18 protein-coding genes are annotated in these 19996 nt (G+C 73.3%); 7 read left to right on the top strand and 11 right to left on the bottom strand.

Annotated features, from left to right (window positions below):
* The 8 genes from CP967_RS14315 to CP967_RS14280 form a co-directional block, all read right to left on the bottom strand.
* Positions 1-612: a Uma2 family endonuclease gene (locus tag CP967_RS14315; protein WP_150488360.1), complete on the bottom strand. Its 612-nt coding sequence runs from the start codon at positions 610-612 to the stop codon at positions 1-3.
* A 171-nt stretch (positions 613-783) separates the two neighbouring features.
* Entirely contained in the window at positions 784-1902 is a 1119-nt protein-coding gene (gene serC, locus CP967_RS14310; RefSeq protein ID WP_150488359.1) for a phosphoserine transaminase, read from the bottom strand.
* A gap of 122 nt (positions 1903-2024) precedes the next feature.
* Positions 2025-3272 carry a cytochrome P450 family protein gene (locus CP967_RS14305; RefSeq protein WP_150488358.1) on the bottom strand — a complete coding sequence of 416 codons (1248 nt, stop codon included), beginning with the start codon at positions 3270-3272 and terminating at the stop codon, positions 2025-2027.
* Positions 3269-4519 carry a cytochrome P450 gene (locus CP967_RS14300; protein WP_150488357.1) on the bottom strand — a complete coding sequence of 417 codons (1251 nt, stop codon included), beginning with the start codon at positions 4517-4519 and terminating at the stop codon, positions 3269-3271. Before CP967_RS14300 ends, CP967_RS14305 begins: the two co-directional genes overlap by 4 nt.
* Positions 4516-5172, bottom strand: coding sequence for a GTP-binding protein (locus tag CP967_RS14295; RefSeq protein ID WP_150488356.1), 657 nt, complete (start codon positions 5170-5172; stop codon positions 4516-4518). The genes CP967_RS14300 and CP967_RS14295 overlap by 4 nt, the downstream gene beginning before the upstream one ends.
* Positions 5153-5521, bottom strand: coding sequence for a DUF742 domain-containing protein (locus tag CP967_RS14290; protein WP_150488355.1), 369 nt, complete (start codon positions 5519-5521; stop codon positions 5153-5155). Before CP967_RS14290 ends, CP967_RS14295 begins: the two co-directional genes overlap by 20 nt.
* On the bottom strand, positions 5518-5952 hold the full coding sequence (locus CP967_RS14285) for a roadblock/LC7 domain-containing protein (RefSeq protein ID WP_150488354.1): 435 nt from the start codon (positions 5950-5952) through the stop codon (positions 5518-5520). The genes CP967_RS14290 and CP967_RS14285 overlap by 4 nt, the downstream gene beginning before the upstream one ends.
* The gene (locus CP967_RS14280) at positions 5949-7469 is read right to left on the bottom strand and encodes a sensor histidine kinase (RefSeq protein WP_150488353.1); all 1521 of its coding nucleotides are present in this window, start codon (positions 7467-7469) and stop codon (positions 5949-5951) included. The genes CP967_RS14285 and CP967_RS14280 overlap by 4 nt, the downstream gene beginning before the upstream one ends.
* Positions 7470-7919: 450 nt before the next feature.
* On the opposite strand from CP967_RS14280, the gene CP967_RS14275 reads away from it, so the two are divergent.
* Positions 7920-9734, top strand: a complete 1815-nt coding sequence (locus tag CP967_RS14275; protein ID WP_150488352.1) for an LCP family protein — start codon at positions 7920-7922, stop codon at positions 9732-9734.
* A gap of 121 nt (positions 9735-9855) precedes the next feature.
* Positions 9856-12717, top strand: coding sequence for an FAD-binding and (Fe-S)-binding domain-containing protein (locus tag CP967_RS14270; protein WP_150488351.1), 2862 nt, complete (start codon positions 9856-9858; stop codon positions 12715-12717).
* Positions 12718-12770: 53 nt separating this feature from the next.
* Here CP967_RS14270 and CP967_RS14265 read toward each other — a convergent pair whose 3' ends face one another.
* The gene (locus CP967_RS14265) at positions 12771-13712 is read right to left on the bottom strand and encodes a LysR family transcriptional regulator (protein ID WP_150488350.1); all 942 of its coding nucleotides are present in this window, start codon (positions 13710-13712) and stop codon (positions 12771-12773) included.
* 211 nt (positions 13713-13923) lie between these two features.
* Between CP967_RS14265 and CP967_RS14260 the strand changes: the two genes are divergently transcribed.
* Both CP967_RS14260 and CP967_RS33990 read left to right on the top strand, forming a co-directional pair.
* Entirely contained in the window at positions 13924-14907 is a 984-nt protein-coding gene (locus CP967_RS14260) for an EamA family transporter (protein WP_373300432.1), read from the top strand.
* Complete coding sequence (locus tag CP967_RS33990) at positions 14885-15052, top strand: hypothetical protein (RefSeq protein WP_167535381.1); 168 nt, start codon at positions 14885-14887, stop codon at positions 15050-15052. The genes CP967_RS14260 and CP967_RS33990 overlap by 23 nt, the downstream gene beginning before the upstream one ends.
* Positions 15053-15147: 95 nt before the next feature.
* Here CP967_RS33990 and CP967_RS14255 read toward each other — a convergent pair whose 3' ends face one another.
* Together CP967_RS14255 and CP967_RS14250 are read right to left on the bottom strand one after the other, a co-directional pair.
* The gene (locus CP967_RS14255) at positions 15148-15390 is read right to left on the bottom strand and encodes a PIN domain-containing protein (protein WP_229888544.1); all 243 of its coding nucleotides are present in this window, start codon (positions 15388-15390) and stop codon (positions 15148-15150) included.
* Entirely contained in the window at positions 15387-15629 is a 243-nt protein-coding gene (locus CP967_RS14250) for a ribbon-helix-helix domain-containing protein (RefSeq protein WP_150488349.1), read from the bottom strand. Before CP967_RS14250 ends, CP967_RS14255 begins: the two co-directional genes overlap by 4 nt.
* A 240-nt stretch (positions 15630-15869) precedes the next feature.
* Between CP967_RS14250 and CP967_RS14245 the strand changes: the two genes are divergently transcribed.
* The 3 genes from CP967_RS14245 to CP967_RS14235 are packed head-to-tail and all read left to right on the top strand — an operon-like array spanning position 15870 to position 19992.
* Complete coding sequence (locus tag CP967_RS14245; RefSeq protein ID WP_150488348.1) at positions 15870-16676, top strand: TIGR03084 family metal-binding protein; 807 nt, start codon at positions 15870-15872, stop codon at positions 16674-16676.
* Positions 16673-18397: an acyclic terpene utilization AtuA family protein gene (locus CP967_RS14240; protein WP_150488347.1), complete on the top strand. Its 1725-nt coding sequence runs from the start codon at positions 16673-16675 to the stop codon at positions 18395-18397. Before CP967_RS14245 ends, CP967_RS14240 begins: the two co-directional genes overlap by 4 nt.
* Entirely contained in the window at positions 18394-19992 is a 1599-nt protein-coding gene (locus CP967_RS14235; RefSeq protein WP_150488346.1) for an acyl-CoA carboxylase subunit beta, read from the top strand. Before CP967_RS14240 ends, CP967_RS14235 begins: the two co-directional genes overlap by 4 nt.
* Positions 19993-19996 lie beyond the last annotated feature (4 nt).

Here is a 19996-nt window from a genome sequence, read left to right as displayed (position 1 = left end):
TCACCCCCGGGGGCGTCCGGCCTCCACCAGCTCCGCCACGTCCAGCGTCACCTCGGCGCCGACGGACCCGGGCAGGGTGACGGTCTGCCCGGGGGAGTGGACCTCGTGGCTGTCGTAGCCGCAGCCGGTGGGCTCGGTGAGGACGTGCACCCGCCCGTGCCTGCGGTCGACGATCACGTAGACGGGCACCTTGGCCTCGGCGTACGCGGCGGCCTTGTTGCGCAGGTCGTTCCTGTAGTTGCTGGAGGTCACCTCCAGCACGAGGCGGAAGACGGCCGGGTCGTAGCAGCTGTACTCGACCAGGTGCGTGCTGTAGTCGGCGTCGACCACCGAGAAGTCGGGGATCGCGAAGTCCTCGGGTCCGCCGGGCAGCCACAGGCCGACGCCCTGGAGGATCCTGGTCTCCTTGCCATGGAGCCCTGCGGCCAGGAAGGGGATCATGAGTGTGGTCAGTGCGTCGGCGTGCGGGCCGTCCTGGGGTGGGGCCACGGTGATGACGCCTCCGATGATCTCGACGCGATAACCCGGAAGCCGCTCGGTGAGGCTGCCGGCCGTCACGAGCAGAGGTTCCGGCCCATCGTCACAGGGGTGCTCGACTGCTGCTGCAGACATTGCGGGCCTCCTGGGATGGCTGGTGTCGAGGACATCATCGTGGGACGCGGCACCCCGGACCGTCCGCAGCCGTGAAGATCACCCCGGCGGGTGACACGGGAGCGGCCCCGCACACAGGGGTGTGCGGGGCCGCTTCGGATGCCGTACGGCGCGTACGGAAGGGCGTACGGGCTACAGCTTGTCGATCACGTAGTCGACGCAGGCCGTCAGGGCCTGGACGTCCGCCGGGTCGATCGCCGGGAACATCGCCACGCGCAGCTGGTTGCGGCCCAGCTTGCGGTAGGGCTCCGTGTCGACGATGCCGTTGGCGCGGAGCACCTTGGCGACCGCCGCCGCGTCGATGCCGTCCTCGAAGTCGATCGTGCCGATGACCTGCGAGCGCTTCGCCGGGTCGGTGACGAACGGGGTGGCGTACTTGGACTCCTCGGCCCAGCCGTACAGCGCCTGGGAGGAGGCGGCGGTGCGGCCGGTGGTGAAGTCCAGGCCGCCCTGGGCGTTCATCCACTTCAGCTGCTCGTTGAGCAGGAAGAGGGTGGCCAGCGCCGGGGTGTTGTACGTCTGGTTCTTCAGGGAGTTGTCGATCGCCGTCGGCAGCGAGAAGAACTCCGGGACGTGCCGGCCCGACGCGTGGACGCGCGCGGCGCGTTCCAGGGCCGCCGGGGAGAACACGCCGATCCACAGGCCGCCGTCGGAGGCGAAGGACTTCTGCGGGGCGAAGTAGTAGACGTCGGTCTCGGTGATGTCGACCGGCAGGCCGCCCGCGCCGGAGGTGGCGTCCACCAGGACGAGCGCGCCCTCGTCGGCGCCCGCGACCCGCTTGACGGGGGCGGCGACACCGGTGGAGGTCTCGTTGTGGGTGAGGGCGTAGACGTCGACGCCCGCCTCGGCCGCCGGGTCCGGGTGGGTGCCCGGGTCGGAGGCGATCACGGTCGGGTCGGCCAGCCACGGGGCCAGCTTGGCGGCCTTCGCGAACTTGGACGAGAACTCACCGAAGTTCAGGTGCTGGGACCTGTTCTCGATCAGACCGTGGGTCGCGACGTCCCAGAAGGCGGTGGAGCCGCCGTTGCCCAGGATCACCTCGTAGCCCTCGGGGAGGGAGAAGAGGCTGCGCACACCGTCGCGTACCTCGCCGACCAGGTTCTTGACCGGGGCCTGGCGGTGGGACGTACCGAGGAGGGAGGTGCCCGTGGCGGCCAGCGCGTCGAGCGCCTCCGTCCGCACCTTGGAGGGTCCGGCGCCGAAACGTCCGTCGGCGGGCTTGATGTCAGCGGGAATCTGGATATCGGCCACGCACCGGAGCGTAGTCCCTCCGGCACACGGTCCGGGAACCGTGTCCGTCGGATGAGACGCGCGCTCCGGTGCGTGGACGCCCGGGTGACGGGGGCACCACCGGCGCCCCCGGACCCGGCCGGTCAGCCCAGGGTGACGGGGAGCTCGTACAGGTCGTTCTGGGTCACGATCGGCTTGTTCCGCAGCTCGGAGGGGGCGACGGCCAGGGCCAGGTCCGGGAACCGCTCGTACAGCGCGGGCAGGGCGACCGCGGCCTCCAGCCGGGACAGGGCGGCACCCGGGCAGACGTGCGGGCCGTGACCGAAGGAGATGTGCCGGTTGGGCGAGCGCGTGACGTCGAACGCGGTGGCCGTGGGGCCCCACTGCTCCTCGTCGCGGCTGATCGCGCCGAAGGAGATCATGGTGCCCTCGCCCTTCGGCAGGACCCGGTCGCCGACCTGGATGTCCTCGGTGGCGAACCGGATGAGGATGTGCGACGTCGGCGCGGACCAGCGCAGCGTCTCCTCGACCGCGCTGTCCCAGCCGACCTCGCCGGACAGGACCGCCCGGCGCTGCTCGGGGTGGGACTCCAGGGCCACCACGGTGTTCACGATCAGGCTGATCGTGGTCTCGTGGCCGGCCGCGATGATCACCTTCAGGGTGTTGAGGATCTCGTCGTCGGTGAGGTGGTCACCGCCCTCGGACGCGTTGAGCAGGGCCCAGGTGAGGTCGTCGGCGGGCGACTGCTTCTTCTCGTCGAGGATCCGCGAGAACAGGGTGTGGATCCCCGCCATCGTCTTCGGGACCTCGGCCGGCGGGGTCTGGTTGGAGAAGAACTTGTCGAAGAGGCGCTTCATCTCGGGCAGGTCGGCGGAGTCGACGCCCATCAGCTCGCTGATCACGTTCATCGGCAGCGGGTAGGCGAACTCGGCCTTGAGGTCGACCACTTCGCCCGCCGGACGCTCGGCGAGGCGGTCCAGCAGCACCTTCGTGCGGGCCTCGATGCCCGCGCGCAGGCGTTCCACCCGGCGCGCGGTCAGGGCCTGGGCGACCAGTCCGCGCAGCCGGCGGTGCTCGGCGCCGTCCGCGGTGAGCATGGTGCGGCCCGGGTTGACCAGGCCGATCAGCGGCCAGTCCAGGGGGATCTCACCGCGCTGCCAGGCGTTCCAGACGTTGATGTCCTTCACCAGGCGGGTGTCGGTGAGCGCCGCCTTGGCCTCGGCGTAGTGGGTGATCGCGTAGACCGGGATGCCGCCCGGCAGTTCGACCTCGGCGAGCGGGCCCGCCGCGTACAGCCGGGCGCTCTCCCCCGCGAGGTCCCCGACGAACGGGTCCAGGGCGATGCGTTCCCGTCCGGCGGCGCCGGTCGGTTCTGCGGTGGTCGCGGTCATCTCTGGCCTCCAAGGGCGGGGGTGGGAGTGAAGCGCACCGGCAGGTCCGTCAGGCCGCGCAGCCACGGGGAGGGGCGCCGGGTCAGCTGTTCGGCGGGGACGGCGAGATCGATGTCCGGCAGCCGGTCGAGGAGGACCTCGATCGCCGTACGGGCGACGGTCTCGGCGATCTCCTGCGCCGGGAAGGGGCAGCGGTGGTCGCCGTGCCCGAAGGAGAGGAAGGCGTTGTTGCCGCCGGTGAGGACCGAGCCGTCCGTGCGTACCTGCGGGTCGGAGTTGGCCCCGGCCAGGCTGAGGACGAGCAGGTCGCCGGCCTTGATGTGGCAGCCGCCGAGGTGGGTGTCGCGGGTGGCCCAGCGCCCGGCGATGTTCTGGGAGGGGGTGTCCTCCCAGAGGACCTCGTTCATGGCCTCGGCGACGCTGTGCCGGCCGCCCGAGAGCGAGGCGGCGAACCGGTCGTCGGTGAGCATGAGGCGCAGCGAGTTGCCGATCCAGTCGGCCGTCGGCTGGTGCCCGGCGGCCATCATGACCATGAGGTCGCGGGCGACCTCCTCGTCCGTGAAGCCGGAGGTGTCCGCGAGCATGCGGCTCGCCACGTCGTCGCCGGGGTCGGCGCTCCGCGCGGCCACCAGCTGGTACACGGAGGCGCCGATGTGGCGCTGGCCCGCGAGGGCGTCCGGGCCTCCGTTGATCATGTCGTTCATCGCGGTGACGAGGGCGGGGCCCTTGTCGTCGCCGAACCCGAAGAGCTTCGCCAGCACCCGGACGGGCAGCATCATCGCGTACGAGGCGATGATGTCGGTGGTCCCGGCCGTGCAGAAGGCGTCGATGAGTTCGTCGGCGAAGATCTCGGTGTGCTCCTTGAGGCCGAAGGGGTCCTCGGCCTCCAGGGCGGAGCTGATCATGCCCGAGCGGCGGCTGTGCCGTTCGCCGACGGTGTAGAGGATCGACGGCTGGTCGTCGCTGATCATCGGCTTCAGCGGCCAGTCCTCGGGGATGCGGGGCCACTGGTTCCACAGGTGCGAGTCGCGGCTGAAGAGCACCGGGTCGCTGGTGAGCTGGTGCAGTTCCCGGTAGCCGATGACGAGCCAGGCGGGGATGTCCCCGGGCAGGACGATCGGCGCCACCGCCCCGTGGTCGCGCCGGATCGACCGGTACAGCTCGACGGGGTCGGCCTGGAAGCGGGGGCTGGAGAGGTCCACGGCACCGGAGCCGGCTGCCGCGGCCGCGTGCGGGCACTGGGTCACGGGCTGTGCTCCGGGGTCAGGGCGGCCAGGGACCGGCCGCCGTCCGCGTCGGCGCTGTCGCCCCCGGCGCGGGCGGTGGACAGCGTGTACAGGTACTCGACCAGTGTGATCAGCACGTACTTGCTGGAGGAGCGGTCCCGGGCGTCGCACTCGACGAGCGGGACGTCGGGGGAGAGGTCGAGCGCCTCACGGATCTGCTGCTCGGTGTGGAGCGGGCCGCCGAAGTCGTTGCACGCCACGATGAACGGCGTCCCGTGGTGCTCCAGCCGGTCGATGGCGTACCAGGAGTCGGCCAGGCGCCGGGTGTCGACGAGGACGACGGCTCCCAGGGTCCCGGAGAAGAGGCGGTCCCACAGGAACCAGAAGCGTTCCTGGCCGGGGGCGCCGAAGAGGTAGAGGACCGACCGCTCGTCGAGGGTGATGCGGCCGAAGTCGAAGGCGACCGTGGTGGACGTCTTGGAGTCCACCCCGTCGAGGTCGTCGACGGCCTCGCCCGCGCGGGTCATGGTCTCCTCCGTGTTGAGCGGACGGATCTCGCTCACGGATCGGACCATGGTGGTCTTGCCGACACCGAAGCCGCCGACCACGACGATCTTCAGTCCGTTGTCGGCCGTGGCCCGCAGGGCGGCACGGTCAGAGGTTGCGGAGTCCAACGAGCACCTGTTCCAGGGTGTCGGTGTCGGGGAGGCGGTCCGCGACACGGGCAGTACGGGGGTGGCGGGCGCTGATCCGGCCGGTGTCCAGCAGGTCGCAGAGCATGATGCGGACGATGCTGACGGGCAGGTTCAGCGTGGCCGAGATCTCGACGACCGCGGTGGGGTGTTCGCACATCCGCAGGATCGCGGCGTGCTCCGACTGCATCCCGGGCGTCGGATCGCACTCGGAGACGATGAGCGTCACCAGGTCGAACGCCGCCGAGTCCGACCGGCTGCGGCCCCCCGTGAGGGTGTACAGCCGGTCCGGGTCGTCGTCGCGTCCGGGGCGGGGCCGCGGCGGCGTCATACGGTCTCCGCGGCCAGGGCCGCGCCCTCGGCCGGGGTGCGCGGCGGAGCCACGAGGTACTCCCCGAGCTGCTCGACGAGCTCGCTCATGTTGTGGCCGACCAGGCCGACGTCGGAGTCCTCCGCGGCGACGACCGCGAGATGGGCGCCCGCGCCCGCCTCGACGATGAAGAGCACCCCGCCGTAGAACTCGGCCATCGCCGACCGCACGCCGCCGGTGCCGTCACCGAACTCCATGGACGCGCCGTGCGAGAGGCTCTGGATGCCCGCGGAGATCGCGGCGAGCTGGTCGGCCTGGTCGACGGAGAGTTCGGGGGTACGGCAGAGCTTCAGGCCGTCCCGGGACAGGACCAGGGCGTGCCGGGCACCGGGCGTGCGGTCCAGCAGGCCCTCCAGCAGCCAGTTGAGCTTCTCGTCGGTGGTCGCGGTCATGGGGTGTTGCCTTCCGGGTGCGGGGAACTGGCCCGGACCGCCTGGCTGAAGGTGCTGAAGCGTGCTGCCTGCACCTTCGGGTCGGTGGTACGGGGCCGGGGGGAGTCGGCTCCGCCGGGGGTGGCATTGCCGTTGCGGGCTTCGGCGGCGGCCAGGGTGCGGCCGCGGCGGCGCCTGGGGAGGCCGCTCTCACCGAACTGGGGGACGGATCCGGTGGACTCGGAGGAGTTCCGGCCGGTGGAGGCGGGCTCGGGAGAGCCCGGTGCCGGGGCGGCGGGGGAGGCCGCGTCCGGGGCGGCGGGGGCGTCCCCGGCAAAGGCCGTCGCGTGGTCCGGTTCCGGCTCGGGGCGTGCCGCGGAGGCGGCGGCCACGGCCGGGGCGGTGGCCGGGACGACGGTCCGGGAGATCAGGTCCTGGGGCAGCATCATCAGCGCACCCGTGCCACCGCGCGCGGAGGGGCGGAAGGACACCGTCAGACCGTGCTTGCGGGCCAGCCGGCCGACCACGGCGAGGCCGAGCCGGGTGCCGGAGAGACCGGTGAGGTCCTGGTGGTGCGCCGACACGGCGCGCTCGGCGCGGCGCAGCTGCACATCGCTCATCACCAGCCCGCTGTCCTCGACGGTGATGACGACGCCCGCCGGCACCTCCTCGACGTACACGTGCACCTCGGCGGTGGGCGGCGAGAAGTTGGCGGCGTTGTCGAGGAGCTCGGCCAGCGCGTGCATCACACCCTCGGCGGCGTGGCCGGCGATCGCCACGTCGCTGGTGGAGTGCAGGCGGATGCGCTGGTAGCCACCGATGCGGCCCATCGCCCCGCGCAGGATCGACTCCATGACGATCGGCTTGGCCCAGCGGCGCCCGGAGCGCGCCCCGGTCAGCACCGCGATGGAGTCGGCGAGCCGGCCCGCCTGGGCGGTGCGGTGGTCCAGGTGGAGCAGGTCGCCCAGGACGTCCTCGGCGGTGTGCCGGTGCTCCATCTCGCGCAGGTCGGCCAGCATGCTGGTGGCCAGGGCCTGCATACGGCCGGCCGCGTTGGCACAGGCGGCGACGGCGGCGGCGCGCTCGGTCTCGCTGCGCCGGGCGCGTTCGGCGAGCCGGGCGTTCTCGGCGGTCAGCCGGTCGAGCCGCTCCTGGGTCTCGGTGGTCACCCGGGCGAGGTGCTCGGCGGCCTCGGCGGTGGCCCGCGCGGTCTCGGCGGAGGCGGCCGCCCTGATGCGGGCGGTCTCGGCGGTGTAGCGCTGGGCCTCGGCGGCGGACGTGGAGACCAGCCGGGAGGTCTCCGCGGTGAAGCGCTCGGCCTCCGAGGCCCGCAGGGCGCGCAGGGCGCGCGCGGTGACGAGCGTGTGGGCCGTGACGGTCACCGCCAGGCACAGCAGGACGGCGGCGGCGCCCGCCCCCCACGCCAGCGGGGTCCGTACCGAGCCGGGCGCCGAGGCGACCGCCCACAGGGACAGGGCACCGGTGACGGCTGCCGAGATCAGCAGGGCGAGTGCGGTTGGCCGGATTGAAGGGCGCAATCGGAGTCCTCGGGGCGGACGGTTAGGGGGACGGGAACGATCCAGGCAGGGACAATCCGGGCGTTTCCGGGTGGGTGTGCGGAAAGGGCCGTAACTGGAGCTGACTGTTCCTGATCAAGTCACGGCAACTATAGGAGAATTGACGGCGTGTTTGGGGATTCCTTGTGGCCACTTCTGTTTGATAACTGTCTTAAATGTGACTGTGGCCGAGTCTTTGCGGTGCGTTGACGGGTCCCGGTGGGCGTCCCGCGTACCGAAGAGGTAGTGAATGAGGCGATATGTCGCTTCTGTGGTGCTGGATTTGTCACGATCGTCGCCTGGCGGCGGGTGGGCGACTAATGTGAGCGCTCCGGTGCAGCCGACCCCCAGGTCGCGGCACTGCCGTATGAACACCGCGGCCGCCTCGAGGGGGAGGACGCCGCGTGGCCCCGACGGAGGACGCAGACAACCGTGGACGCGCAAAGCCGTGGGCGGGACGAGGGAATCGACCCCGCAGACCAGTGGGTGCTCAACCCCGACACCGGCGATTACGAACTGCGACTGAACCCTTCCTCAGGGCGACCGCAGGCGCCGGCGGGCCCGGCCCGTCCGTCCGCCTCCAGAACGTCCGCCCCCTCGGCCCCCCGCCGGGCGCGCCCCGCCGCCCCGCCGTCCGACGAGCGCACCTCGGTGCCGGGGCAGCGCGGCGGCCGGAGGCCGGACCGGGACGCCGCCGACGGGGACGGGCAGCCGGAGCGCAGGCCCGGGGGCCGGGCCGCGGACCGCAACGCCGCCGCCGGCCGCCGCAAGGGGAAGTCCAGGAAAGCCCGGAAGACGGGGCACAACGGACGGTCCCGCAAGAAGAAGGCCCTCGTCTGGTCCGGCGGGGTGCTGGCCTTCCTGCTGGTGGGCACCGCCACGGCCGGGTACCTCGTCTACCAGCACTTCAACGGCAACATCACCTCCGTCTCCAGCGACGGCGCGGGCACCGGCGGCTTCAGCAAGGACCGGGCGATCAACGTCCTGGTGATCGGGACCGACAAGCGCACCGGTGAGGGCAACGAGGGCTACGGGGACAAGGAGAGCGCCGGCCACGCCGACACCACCATCCTCTTCCACGTGTCCAAGGACCGTACGAACGCCACCGCCCTGAGCATCCCGCGCGACCTGATAGCGACCGTCCCGGACTGTCCGACGGCGCAGGACGACGGTACGACGAAGACCATCCCCGGCACCGAGGGAGACCGCTTCAACACCAGCCTCGGCCAGTCCGGCCGGTCCCCCAGCTGCACGATGCGCACGGTCACCGAACTGACCGGCATCGAGGTCGACCACTTCATGGTCGCCGACTTCAACGCGGTCAAGACCCTGACCACCGCCGTCGACGGGGTGGACGTGTGCCTGGACAAGGACATCAAGGACGCGAAGTCCCACCTGGACCTTCCCAAGGGGGAGCACACCCTCCAGGGCGAGGAGGCCCTCTCCTTCCTGCGGACGCGCTACTCGGTCGGCTTCGGCAGCGACCTGAGCCGCATCGAGCTCCAGCAGCAGTTCCTGGGCTCCCTGATGCGGAAGCTGAAGTCGAACGACACCCTGACCAGCCCCACCAAGATGTGGACCCTCGCGGAGGCTGCCACCCAGGCGCTCACCGTCGACGACAAGATCGCCGACATCAACGAACTGCGCAAGCTGGGCATGGAACTGGCCTCGGTCGACCCGAAGAACATCACCTTCACCACGGTCCCGGTGCTGGACAACCCCAACGACAAGGCCACGGTCATACTGGACACCACCAGGGCGCCGCAGGTCTTCTCGATGATGCGTGAGGACGTCTCCTTCACGGAGGTCGCGGCCCAGAAGAAGGCCGCGGCGAAGGAGAAGGAAGCCGCCAAGCTCAAGGGCGAGATGGCCGACCCGGCCGATGTGCGCGTCGACGTCTACAACGGCGGCGCCCCGGGGGGCTCCGCGCAGAGCGCCCTGGACTGGCTGCAGAACGAGCAGGGCGTCCTGAAGTCCGCGAACAAGTCGAACGCGCCGCAGGACGTGAAGCGGACCCAGCTCGTCTACGCCCCCGACCAGGCCGACCAGGCCCGCCGGCTCGCCGACATGATGGGCCTGACGGCCTCCGCCCTGAAGCCGACGACGACGGACGCGGGCGAGATGGAACCGATGGTCCTGACCCTGGGTCCCGACTTCCAGAAGGCCGGAACCCCGCTCAGTGCCCCGAAGCAGGCCCCGAAGGACATCCAGCGCGTCGAGGCGGACAAGCAGGTCTGTGCGAAGTAGCGGAGCCCGGCGGGGCGGGAACCCCCGGAGGCCCCCGGGGGACGCCGGGCCCGCACCGGGGGCCTCCGGCGGGGCGCGGCCGATACAGCCCCCGCCCCGTCCGGCACGGCATCCTGGTCCCATGCCCGAGCCGTCCCCCGTGCCGCCCGCCCCGCCGCCTCCCGGTCTCGCCCGGGACCTCGCCGCCGCCGTACGCGGTGACGTGGACTTCAGCCGTACCGCACGCGCGCTGACCACCATGGACGCGTCCAACTACCGCCGCGTCCCGCACGGGGTCGTCGCCCCGCGCGACGCGGCAGACGTGGCCGCCGCGCTCGCCGTCTGCCGGGAGCACCGGGTGCCCGTCGTGCCCCGGGGCGGCGGTACGTCCATCGCCGGGCAGGCCACCGGCACCGGGGTCGTCCTCGACTTCACCCGCCACATGGGCGCGGTCCTGGAGCTGGACCCCGCCACCCGTACCGCCGTCGTCCAGCCCGGCGTCGTCCTGGACGTGCTGCGTGCCGCAGCCGCCCCGCACGGACTGACCTTCGGGCCCGACCCCTCGACCCACAGCCGCTGCACCCTCGGCGGCATGATCGGCAACAACTCCTGCGGCTCCCACTCCGTGGCCTGGGGCACCACCGCCGACAACGTGGAGAGCCTGCGCGTCCTGCGGTACGACGGGACCGGCGCCGGACCCCTCACCCTCGGCAGGGGATGGGCCGGAGCCCCGCCCGGCCTCCGGGAGTTCGCCGGGGATCCGGGAAACCGCGCCCTCATCCGCACCGGGTTCCCCGGACTCCCGCGCCGTATCAGCGGATACGCCCTCGACGCGCTGCTTCCGGAAAGCACCCCGGACCGCACCGGGCCGGACCTGGCGCGGGCGTTCTGCGGCAGCGAAGGCACCCTCGGGGTCCTCACCGAGGCGACCGTGCGCCTCGTCGGGGCGCCCGCCGCCCGCGCGCTCGCCGTCCTCGGCTACCCCGACGAGTCCGCCGCCGCCGAGGCCGCCCCCGGCCTCCTCCCGCACCACCCGCTCACCGTCGAGGGCATGGCCGCCGACCTCGTACGCGAGGGGGCCGGACTGCCGCGCGGCGGGGCCTGGCTCTTCGTCGAGACGGGCGGGGGCACCCCGGCCGAGGCCCGCGCCCACGCGGAGCGGATCGTGCGCGCCGCCGACGCCCTGGACGCCGCCGTCGTCACCGACCCGGCCGGCATGCGCACCCTGTGGCGCATCCGCGAGGACGCGGCCGGCACCGCCACCCGCATGCCCGACGGGACGGAGGCGTGGCCCGGCTGGGAGGACTGCGCCGTACCGCCCGCCCGGCTCGGTCCCTACCTCCGCGACTTCCGCGCCCTGCTCACCGCACACGGCCTGCGCGGCGCCCCCTACGGGCACTTCGGCGACGGCTGCATCCACGTACGCATCGACTTCGACCTGCTCACCGCCGACGGCGTCGCCCGCTTCCGCCGCTTCTCCGAGGAGCAGGCCGGCCTCGTCGTCGCGTACGGCGGCTCGCTGAGCGGGGAACACGGCGACGGACAGGCCCGCGCCGAACTCCTGCCCCGTATGTACGGGCCGGAGATCGTCGCCCTGTTCGGCCGGTTCAAGGACCTGTGGGACCCGGACGGAGGTATGAACCCCGGCATGCTGGTCCGGCCGGACCCCCTCGACACCAACCTCCGCTTCGGTGTGCTCCCGGAGCGGCCGGTCGACGTGGCCTTCGGCTACCCGGAGGACGGCGGCGACTTCACCGCCGCCGTACGCCGCTGCGTCGGCGTCGCCAAGTGCCGTACCACCGCCGCGTCCGGTACCGGCGTGATGTGCCCCTCCTTCCGGGCGACCGGCGAGGAGGCCCACTCCACCCGGGGCCGCGCCAGGCTGCTGCACGAGATGCTCGCCGGAGAGGTCGTCACCGACGGCTGGCGGTCCGCCGAGGTACGCGACGCACTCGACCTCTGCCTCTCCTGCAAGGGCTGCCGCAGCGACTGCCCGGTCGGTGTCGACATGGCCACCTACAAGGCGGAGTTCCTCCACCACCACTACCGGGGCCGCCCGCGTCCCGCCGCGCACTACGCCATGGGCCGGCTGCCCCGGTGGCTGCGGGCCGCCGCGCCCTTCGCCCGGCCGCTCAACGCCCTGGCCCGGATCCGCCCGCTCGCCGCCCTCGCCAAACGCCTCGCCGGGGTCGCCCCCCAGCGCACCCTCCCGGCCCTGGCCCGGGTCACCTTCCGCGACTGGGCGGCCCGCAGGGTCCCGGCCCCGGGGCGCGGAGAGGCGGTCACCCTCTGGCCCGACACCTTCACCGACCACTTCTCACCCGAGGTCGGACGCGCCGCCGTCCGTGTCCTGGAGGCGGCCGGCCGCGCCCCCGTCCTCCCGGAGCGCGGGGTGTGCTGCGGCCTCACCTATGTCTCGACCGGCCAGCTCGACCAGGCCCGTACGGTCATGCGCCGCACCCTGGACCGGATGGAACCCCTGCTCGGCCGTCCGGTCGTCGTCCTGGAGCCCAGCTGCGCCGCCGCCCTCCGCACCGACCTGCCGGACCTCCTCCCCGACGACCCGCGCGCCGCGCGGCTGGCCGGGGACGTACGCACCCTGGCCCAGTACCTTCAGGAGTACGCCCCCGACTGGACCCCGCCCCGGCTGGACCGGCCGGTCGCCGGACAGACCCACTGCCACCAGCACGCGGTTCTCGGCGACGCGGCCGAGCGGCGGCTGCGCGAACGGGCCGGCCTCACCGGCGGACTCAGCGGCGGCTGCTGCGGACTCGCCGGCAACTTCGGCTTCGAGAAGGGCCACTGGGAGGTGTCCACCGCCTGCGCCGAGGACCAGCTCCTGCCCGCCGTACGCGCCGCCGCCCCCGGCACCGAACTGCTGGCCGACGGCTTCTCCTGCCGTACCCAGCTCGGTCAGCTGGCGGGCCGCCGGGCCCGGCACCTCGCCGAGGTCCTGGCGGAAGGCATCGACCGGAGGCCGGACGGCGCGGCGGACCGGGGGTGAGGACGGCCCCGCGCACGGGGTTTCCTCGCCCCGCAGGCCCGGCGCGGTCCGGCTCACCGGGTCCCCTCGCCCCGCAGGTCCGGGCGCCCCGCCTGCCCGCCGTCCGCCTGCCCGGGGCCCCGGCCGACGATCTCCCGGGCCAGCTCCAGCAGGTACGGGAGCGCCGGGTGCCCGGGGCCGTCCCGGCGGGCCAGCAGCACCGGCAGCGGCGGGGCGTCGTCCAGCGGACGGTAGGCGACCCCCGTGTGCGGGTGCGTGCCGGCGGTCGAGCTCCCGGTCACCCCGGTGCCCCGGCCGGCCGCGATCGCGGTCAGCCAATCGTCGGTGTTGGCGACGGTGAGGGTGACGGAGGGCCGGATCTCCGGGGGCCACAGGGCGGGCGTCGTGGTGCCCGAGACGGGGTTCAGGACCACCGGCCCCCCGCCCAGGTCCGCGAGGCGCAGCGAGACGCGCGCGGCGAGCGGGCCGTCCGCGGCGACGGCCGCCACCCGGTCCTCGGTGAACAGCACCGTCGTGACGATCCCCGGTGTGTCCACCGTCCCGCGCAGCACCGCCGCGTCCACGTCCCCCCGGGCCAGCCCGGCCGTACGGTCGTCGATCCGCAGCAGTTCCAGCGGGGTGCCGGGATGCCGTTCCTGCCAGGCCCGCAGCAGCGGTGTGGTGTACGGGCCGAACGCCGACCAGGCATGCCCCAGCCGCAGCGGCCGGCGGTGCGTTCGGGCGGGTGCCACCGCTTCGTCGAAGGCGCCCACCGCCGCGACGGCCTTGTCCCGGAAGACGACCCCTGCCGGGGTGAGCGCCAGATGATGGGTGGACCGGTCCACCAGCCGCGCCCCCAGATGCCGCTCCAGCGCGGCGAGCGTACGGGAGACCACGGGCTGGCTCAGCCCCAGCCGTGCGGCGGCCCGCGTGATGCCGCCCTCGTCGGCGACGGCCAGGAAGGCCCGCAGATGCCTGAGCTCGATACCGCGCCCCGGACCCTGGTCAGTGCTCATGCGTGCGGAGCATAACGGGAGCGCACCAGGCATTTCACGCCGAGCACGCCGGTCTCTACCGTGTCCCGGGGGCGGGGTTTCCGCACCGGCGATCCGAAAGGCTCAGGTCCCAGTGAACGACTCGCGCAGCGCCACCGAGGCGACGGCCCCCGGCACCCCTGGCGCACCCGGGACCCCCGGCGCCTCTGGTGTACCGGGCGTCCCCGAGGCCGTGTCCGCCGGTCTTCCCGAGGCCGTGGCCGCCGGGCTCGCCGAGGACGGCACGGCACGCGCCGGTGGCGGCCGGGCGGCGCTGGGACCGGTCGCCCTGGTGGTCGCGGGCGGTCTCTCCGTCCAGTTCGGCGCGGCGATCGCGGTCCTGCTGATGCCCAGGGCGGGCGCGCTCGGCGTGGTCACCCTGCGTCTGGCCGCCGCCGCGCTCGTCCTGCTCGTCGTCTGCCGGCCGAAGCTGCGCGGCCACTCGCGTGCCGACTGGGGGACCGTGGTCGCCTTCGGTGTGGCGATGGGCGGCATGAACACGCTCTTCTACCAGGCCGTCGACCGCATCCCGCTGGGCCCTGCCGTCACCCTGGAGGTGCTGGGGCCCCTCGTCCTGTCCGTGGTGGCCTCCCGCCGCCTGGCCAACCTGGTCTGGGCGGGGCTGGCGCTCGGCGGGGTGGTCCTGCTCAGCGGCGGAGGCTTCGACCGGCTGGACCCCGTCGGGGCCGCGTACGCCCTCGGGGCGGGCGCCATGTGGGCGGCGTACATCGTCTTCAGCGCCCGCACCGGCCGCCGCTTCCCGCAGGCGGACGGGCTGGCCCTCGCGATGGCGGTGGCGGCGCTGCTGTCACTGCCGCTCGGCATCCTGGAGTCCGGCTCGAAGCTCCTGGTCCCCAGCACCCTGGGCCTGGGCGCCGCCGTGGCCCTGCTCAGCTCCGTCCTCCCGTACACCCTGGAACTCATGGCCCTGCGGCGGCTGCCGGCCCCGACCTTCGCGGTGCTGATGAGCCTGGAACCCGCCATCGCGGCCCTGGCCGGCTTCCTCGTCCTGGACCAGGCGCTCTCCACCGTCGACGCCCTGGCCATCGCCCTGGTCATCGGCGCCAGCATGGGCGCGGTGCGCGCCACGGCCCCGCGAGGGACCATGGAGAAGGGCAGGAGGCGCCGGGTGCGCCTCGGAAGGAGGCCGGTCCATGGCAACCGCCAAGAAGAGTGACGAGTACGACGGGCTGTACGCGCACACACCCTCCCAGGCCGAAGGCGAACGCGACGAGCGCGCGGAACGCGCCCGCCCGGCCGACGTACACCCGGACACCCCCCGCACCGAACCGTCACAGGCGGAGGGCGAGCGGGAGGGCTGACGGGCCCGGGCCTTCAGACGTCGACAGGGCTGACGGGCCGGGGCCTTCAGGCGTCGACGGGCCCGGGGCCTTCGGGCATCGACGGGCCGGGTGCCTCAGGCGTCGACGGGCAGGATACGGAAGGCGGAGAAGCCCGGAGTCAGAGGAGTGACGGCCCGGAAACCGCGTTGGCCGGGAGTGAAGATCCGGTCGGTCCGGTAGCGGTCCGCCAGAACGACACCGACCGCATCGGCGAGATCGAGCCGCAGCCCCTCATGTTTTCCGCGGCCCTGTGCTCGGGCTGGGCGGCGTCGAAGGCGGCGTACGTACAGGGCCGAGGTGTCGGCGACGATGATCAACGCCGGGCGGCCCGTTCCTTGATGTGGGTGTAGACGGCTTCGTCCATGGCCTCGGGGGTGAGCGGGCGCCCGCTGTCGAACACGGGGAGCGGGGCGCTGTGCTTGGGCCGCTCCGCCTGCTCCAGCAGCATCGCCACGCCCCGCCGGATGAGTTCGGCCCTGCTGATGCCGGTGGCCGACGACTCCGCGTCCAGGCGTGCTTCCAGCGCCTCGGGAAGGTACACGGTCGTCTTCACCATGCCGTTACGGTACGCCTGCCCTACGTAGGGCACTCCTTGCCGCGAACCTCAGGGAAGGTTCCGAGGCCACCCGCCCGCCCCGGTGGAGGGACCCGGCGGGGAAGCGGTCCGGCCTGCCTGTGCCTCACGGGCCTCGCGCCCCACGGAAGGTCCGGCCAAAAAGCATGCAAGCATGCTTGCTTGTTTTTCTGTCCGCTGGCATGCTCCGGGGCACACCGCCACGTTCCGAGGGAGCGCACCGTGTCCGATGCATCGGCCGTGAACGCCGCCGTACTCGACGATCTGCGTCAGGAGAGCGAGGAACTCGACCTGCTGGTCGCCGGGGCGGACGTGGAGGGCTGGGCCGCGCCGACCCCCGCCGAGGGGTGGACCGTGGCGCACCAGATCGCCCACCTGGCCTGGACCGACGAGGTCGCCCTGGTCGCCGTCACCGAGCCGGACGCCTTCGGCGCCGAGGTCGAGAAGGCGCTCGCCCGGCCCGGCACCTTCGTGGACGAGGCCGCGGCGGAGACCGTCGCGCTGACACCGGCCGGGGAGCTGCTCGTACGGTGGCGGGAGGGGCGCGGCCGGCTGCAGGAGGCGCTGCGGGCGGCGCCGCCGGGGGCGAGGTTCCCCTGGTACGGGCCGCCGATGAGCGTCGCCTCCATGGCGACCGCCCGGCTGATGGAGACCTGGGCGCACGGCCAGGACGTGGCCGACGCCCTCGGCGCCGTACGCGCACCGACGTCCCGGCTGCGGCATGTGGCCCGGATCGGGGTGCGGGCCCGGGACTACGCCTATCTCGTACGGGGCGAACAGCCGCCCGCCGAGCCCTTCCGCGTCGAACTGAAGGGCCTGGACGGCGAGCTGGTGGTCCACGGGCCCGAGGACGCCGCCCAGCGGGTCGGCGGGCCGCTCCTCGACTTCTGCCTGCTGGTCACCCAGCGCGCCCACCGCGACGACCTCGCCCTCACCGCCGTGGGGCCGGACGCCGACCGGTGGCTGGACATCGCCCAGGCATTCGCCGGCCCGGCGGGCCCGGGGCGCCCCCCGGAGGCGGCCCGGTGACGCCCCCCGGCCGCAGCCCCGCGCCGCTGCGCATCGGCAACGCCTCCGGGTTCTACGGCGACCGCTTCGACGCGGTGCGCGAGATGCTGACCGGCGGGCCCCTCGACGTGCTGACCGGGGACTACCTCGCCGAACTCACCATGCTGATCCTGGGGCGGAGCCGCCTGAAGGACCCGGAGCGCGGATACGCCTCCACCTTCCTGAGGCAGCTGGAGGAGAACCTCCACCTCGCCCATGAGCGGGGGGTCCGGATCGTCACCAACGCCGGGGGCCTGAACCCGGCCGGGCTCGCCGGCGCGATCCGCCGACTGGCGGCGGAACTCGGCGTACCGGTGAGCGTCGCCCATGTGGAGGGCGACAGCCTGCCTGTTCCCGAGGGGTGCCTCACCGCCAACGCCTACCTCGGCGGCCGGGGGATCGCCGCCTGTCTGCGGGCCGGGGCCGACATCGTGGTCACCGGGCGGGTCACCGACGCCGCCCTCGTCACCGGGCCCGCCGCCGCCCACTTCGGCTGGGGCCCGGACGACCTGGACGCACTGGCCGGAGCCGTGGTCGCCGGACACGTACTGGAGTGCGGGACACAGGCCACCGGCGGCAACTACGCGTTCTTCACCGGCCACGACGTCCGCCGGCCCGGCTTCCCGCTCGCCGAGATCCACGCCGACGGGTCGAGCGTCATCACCAAGCACGACGGCACGGGCGGGGTCGTGGACCTCGGCACCGTCACCGCCCAGCTGCTGTACGAGACCGACGGCGCCCGGTACGCCGGGCCCGACGTCACCGCACGCCTGGACACCGTCACCCTGACACCGGACGGACCGGACCGGGTGCGGATCCACGGGGTGCGCGGCGAGGCCCCGCCGCCCACGCTGAAGACCGGGCTCACCCGGCTGGGCGGCTGGCGCAACGAGGTCGTGTTCGTGCTGACCGGACTGGACGTCGAGGCCAAGGCCCGCCTGGTGCGCGACCAGTTCGCCGACGCCCTCGCCCGCGCCGGACGGGCGCCGGACGAGGTGCGCTGGGAGCTGGCCCGGACCGACCACGAGGACGCCGCGACCGAGGAGACGGCGAGCGCCCTGCTCCGGCTCGTCGTACGCGACCGGGACGCCGGGACCGTCGGGCGCGCCGTGTCCGGGGCGGCCGTGGAACTGGCCCTCGGCAGCTACCCCGGGTTCCACGTCACCGCCCCGCCCGGAAAGGGCTCCCCGTACGGGGTGTTCGAGGCCGGGACGGTGGCGGCGGAAGAGGTCGGGCACCTGGCGGTGCTGCCGGACGGACGGCGTGAGGCGGTGCCCGCCACCGGGCCGTACCGGGACCTGGCCCCCGTCGAGGAGCCCGCGCTGCCCGAACCGCTGCCCGCCGGCCCCGTCCGCAGCGTCCCGCTCGGCCTGGTCGCCGGGGCGCGCAGCGGGGACAAGGGCGGTGACGCCAACGTCGGCGTATGGGTGCGGGACGAGGACGCCTGGCGGTGGCTGGCCCATGAGCTGACCGTCGAGCGGTTCGGGGAACTCCTCCCGGAGACCGCCCGGCTGACCGTCGTACGCCATGTCCTGCCGAACCTGCGGGCGCTGAACTTCGTCGTCCGCGGCCTCCTCGGCGAAGGCGTCGCCGCCCAGGCCCGTTTCGACCCGCAGGCCAAGGCGCTGGGGGAGTGGCTGCGCTCACGGCACCTGCCCGTCCCCGTCACCCTGCTGGACCCCCGCACGGAGGTGCGCGTATGACCGTCCTGCCCACGGCCCTGGACACCGCCGGGCCCGAGTACGCCGACAACCGCGCGGCCATGCTGGCCGCGCTGGACCAACTGGCCGCCGAACACGCCAAGGCGCTGGCGGGCGGCGGCGAGAAGTACGTCACCCGGCACCACGAGCGCGGCAAACTGCTCGCCCGGGAACGCGTCGAGCTCCTGGTCGACCCGGACACCCCGTTCCTGGAGCTGTCCCCGCTCGCCGGCTGGGGCAGCGACTACGCGGTGGGCGCCTCACTGGTCACCGGCATCGGGATCGTCGAGGGCGTCGAGTGCCTGATCACCGCCAACGACCCGACCGTACGCGGCGGGGCGTCCAACCCCTGGACCCTGAAGAAGGCACTGCGGGCCAACGAGATCGCCTTCGCCAACCGGCTGCCCTGCATCAGCCTCGTCGAGTCCGGGGGCGCCGACCTGCCCTCGCAGAAGGAGATCTTCATCCCCGGCGGGGCGCTCTTCAGGGACATCACCCGGCTGTCGGCGGCCGGCATCCCGACCGTGGCCGTCGTCTTCGGGAACTCCACGGCGGGCGGGGCGTACGTCCCCGGCATGTCCGACCACACCGTGATGATCAAGGAGCGGTCCAAGGTCTTCCTCGGCGGCCCGCCGCTGGTGAAGATGGCCACCGGCGAGGAGAGCGACGACGAGTCCCTCGGCGGGGCCGAGATGCACGCCCGTACCTCCGGTCTCGCCGACCACTTCGCGGTGGACGAGCACGACGCGCTGCGCCAGGCCCGGCGGATCGTCGCCCGCCTCAACTGGCGCAAGGCACACCCCGACCCGCGACCGGCCGAGCCGCCGGAGTACGACGAGGACGAGCTGCTCGGGATCGTCCCGGGCGACCTGAAGGTGCCCTTCGACCCGCGTGAGGTGATCGCCCGGCTGGTCGACGGATCGGACTTCGACGCCTTCAAACCGCTGTACGGGACCAGCCTGGTCACCGGCTGGGCACGGCTGCACGGCTACCCGGTCGGCATCCTCGCCAACGCGCGCGGTGTGCTGTTCAGCGAGGAGTCGCAGAAGGCCGCCCAGTTCATCCAGCTCGCCAACCAGCGCGACATCCCCCTGCTGTTCCTGCACAACACCACCGGCTACATGGTCGGCAAGGAGTACGAACAGGGCGGCATCATCAAGCACGGCGCGATGATGATCAACGCGGTCTCCAACTCCCGGGTCCCGCACCTGTCCGTGCTGATGGGCGCCTCCTACGGCGCCGGCCACTACGGCATGTGCGGCCGGGCCTACGACCCCCGGTTCCTCTTCGCCTGGCCCGGCAGCAAGTCCGCCGTCATGGGCCCCCAGCAGCTCGCCGGCGTCCTGTCGATCGTCGCCCGCGCCTCCTCCGCCGCCAAGGGCCGACCCTACGACGACGAGGCCGACGCCGCACTGCGCGCCATGGTCGAGCAGCAGATCGAGGCGGAGTCCCTGCCGGTGTTCCTGTCCGGCCGGCTCTACGACGACGGGGTCATCGACCCGCGCGACACCAGGACCGTCCTCGGGATGTGCCTGTCCGCGATCCACACGGCACCGGTCGAGGGCGCCCGCGGCGGCTTCGGCGTCTTCCGGATGTGAGGCC

Source organism: Streptomyces nitrosporeus, from assembly GCF_008704555.1.
GTDB classification, from domain to species: Bacteria; Actinomycetota; Actinomycetes; order Streptomycetales; family Streptomycetaceae; genus Streptomyces; species Streptomyces nitrosporeus.
The sequence above is the reverse complement of the archived record's forward strand: the minus strand, read 5'-3'. Positions and strand labels throughout refer to the sequence as shown.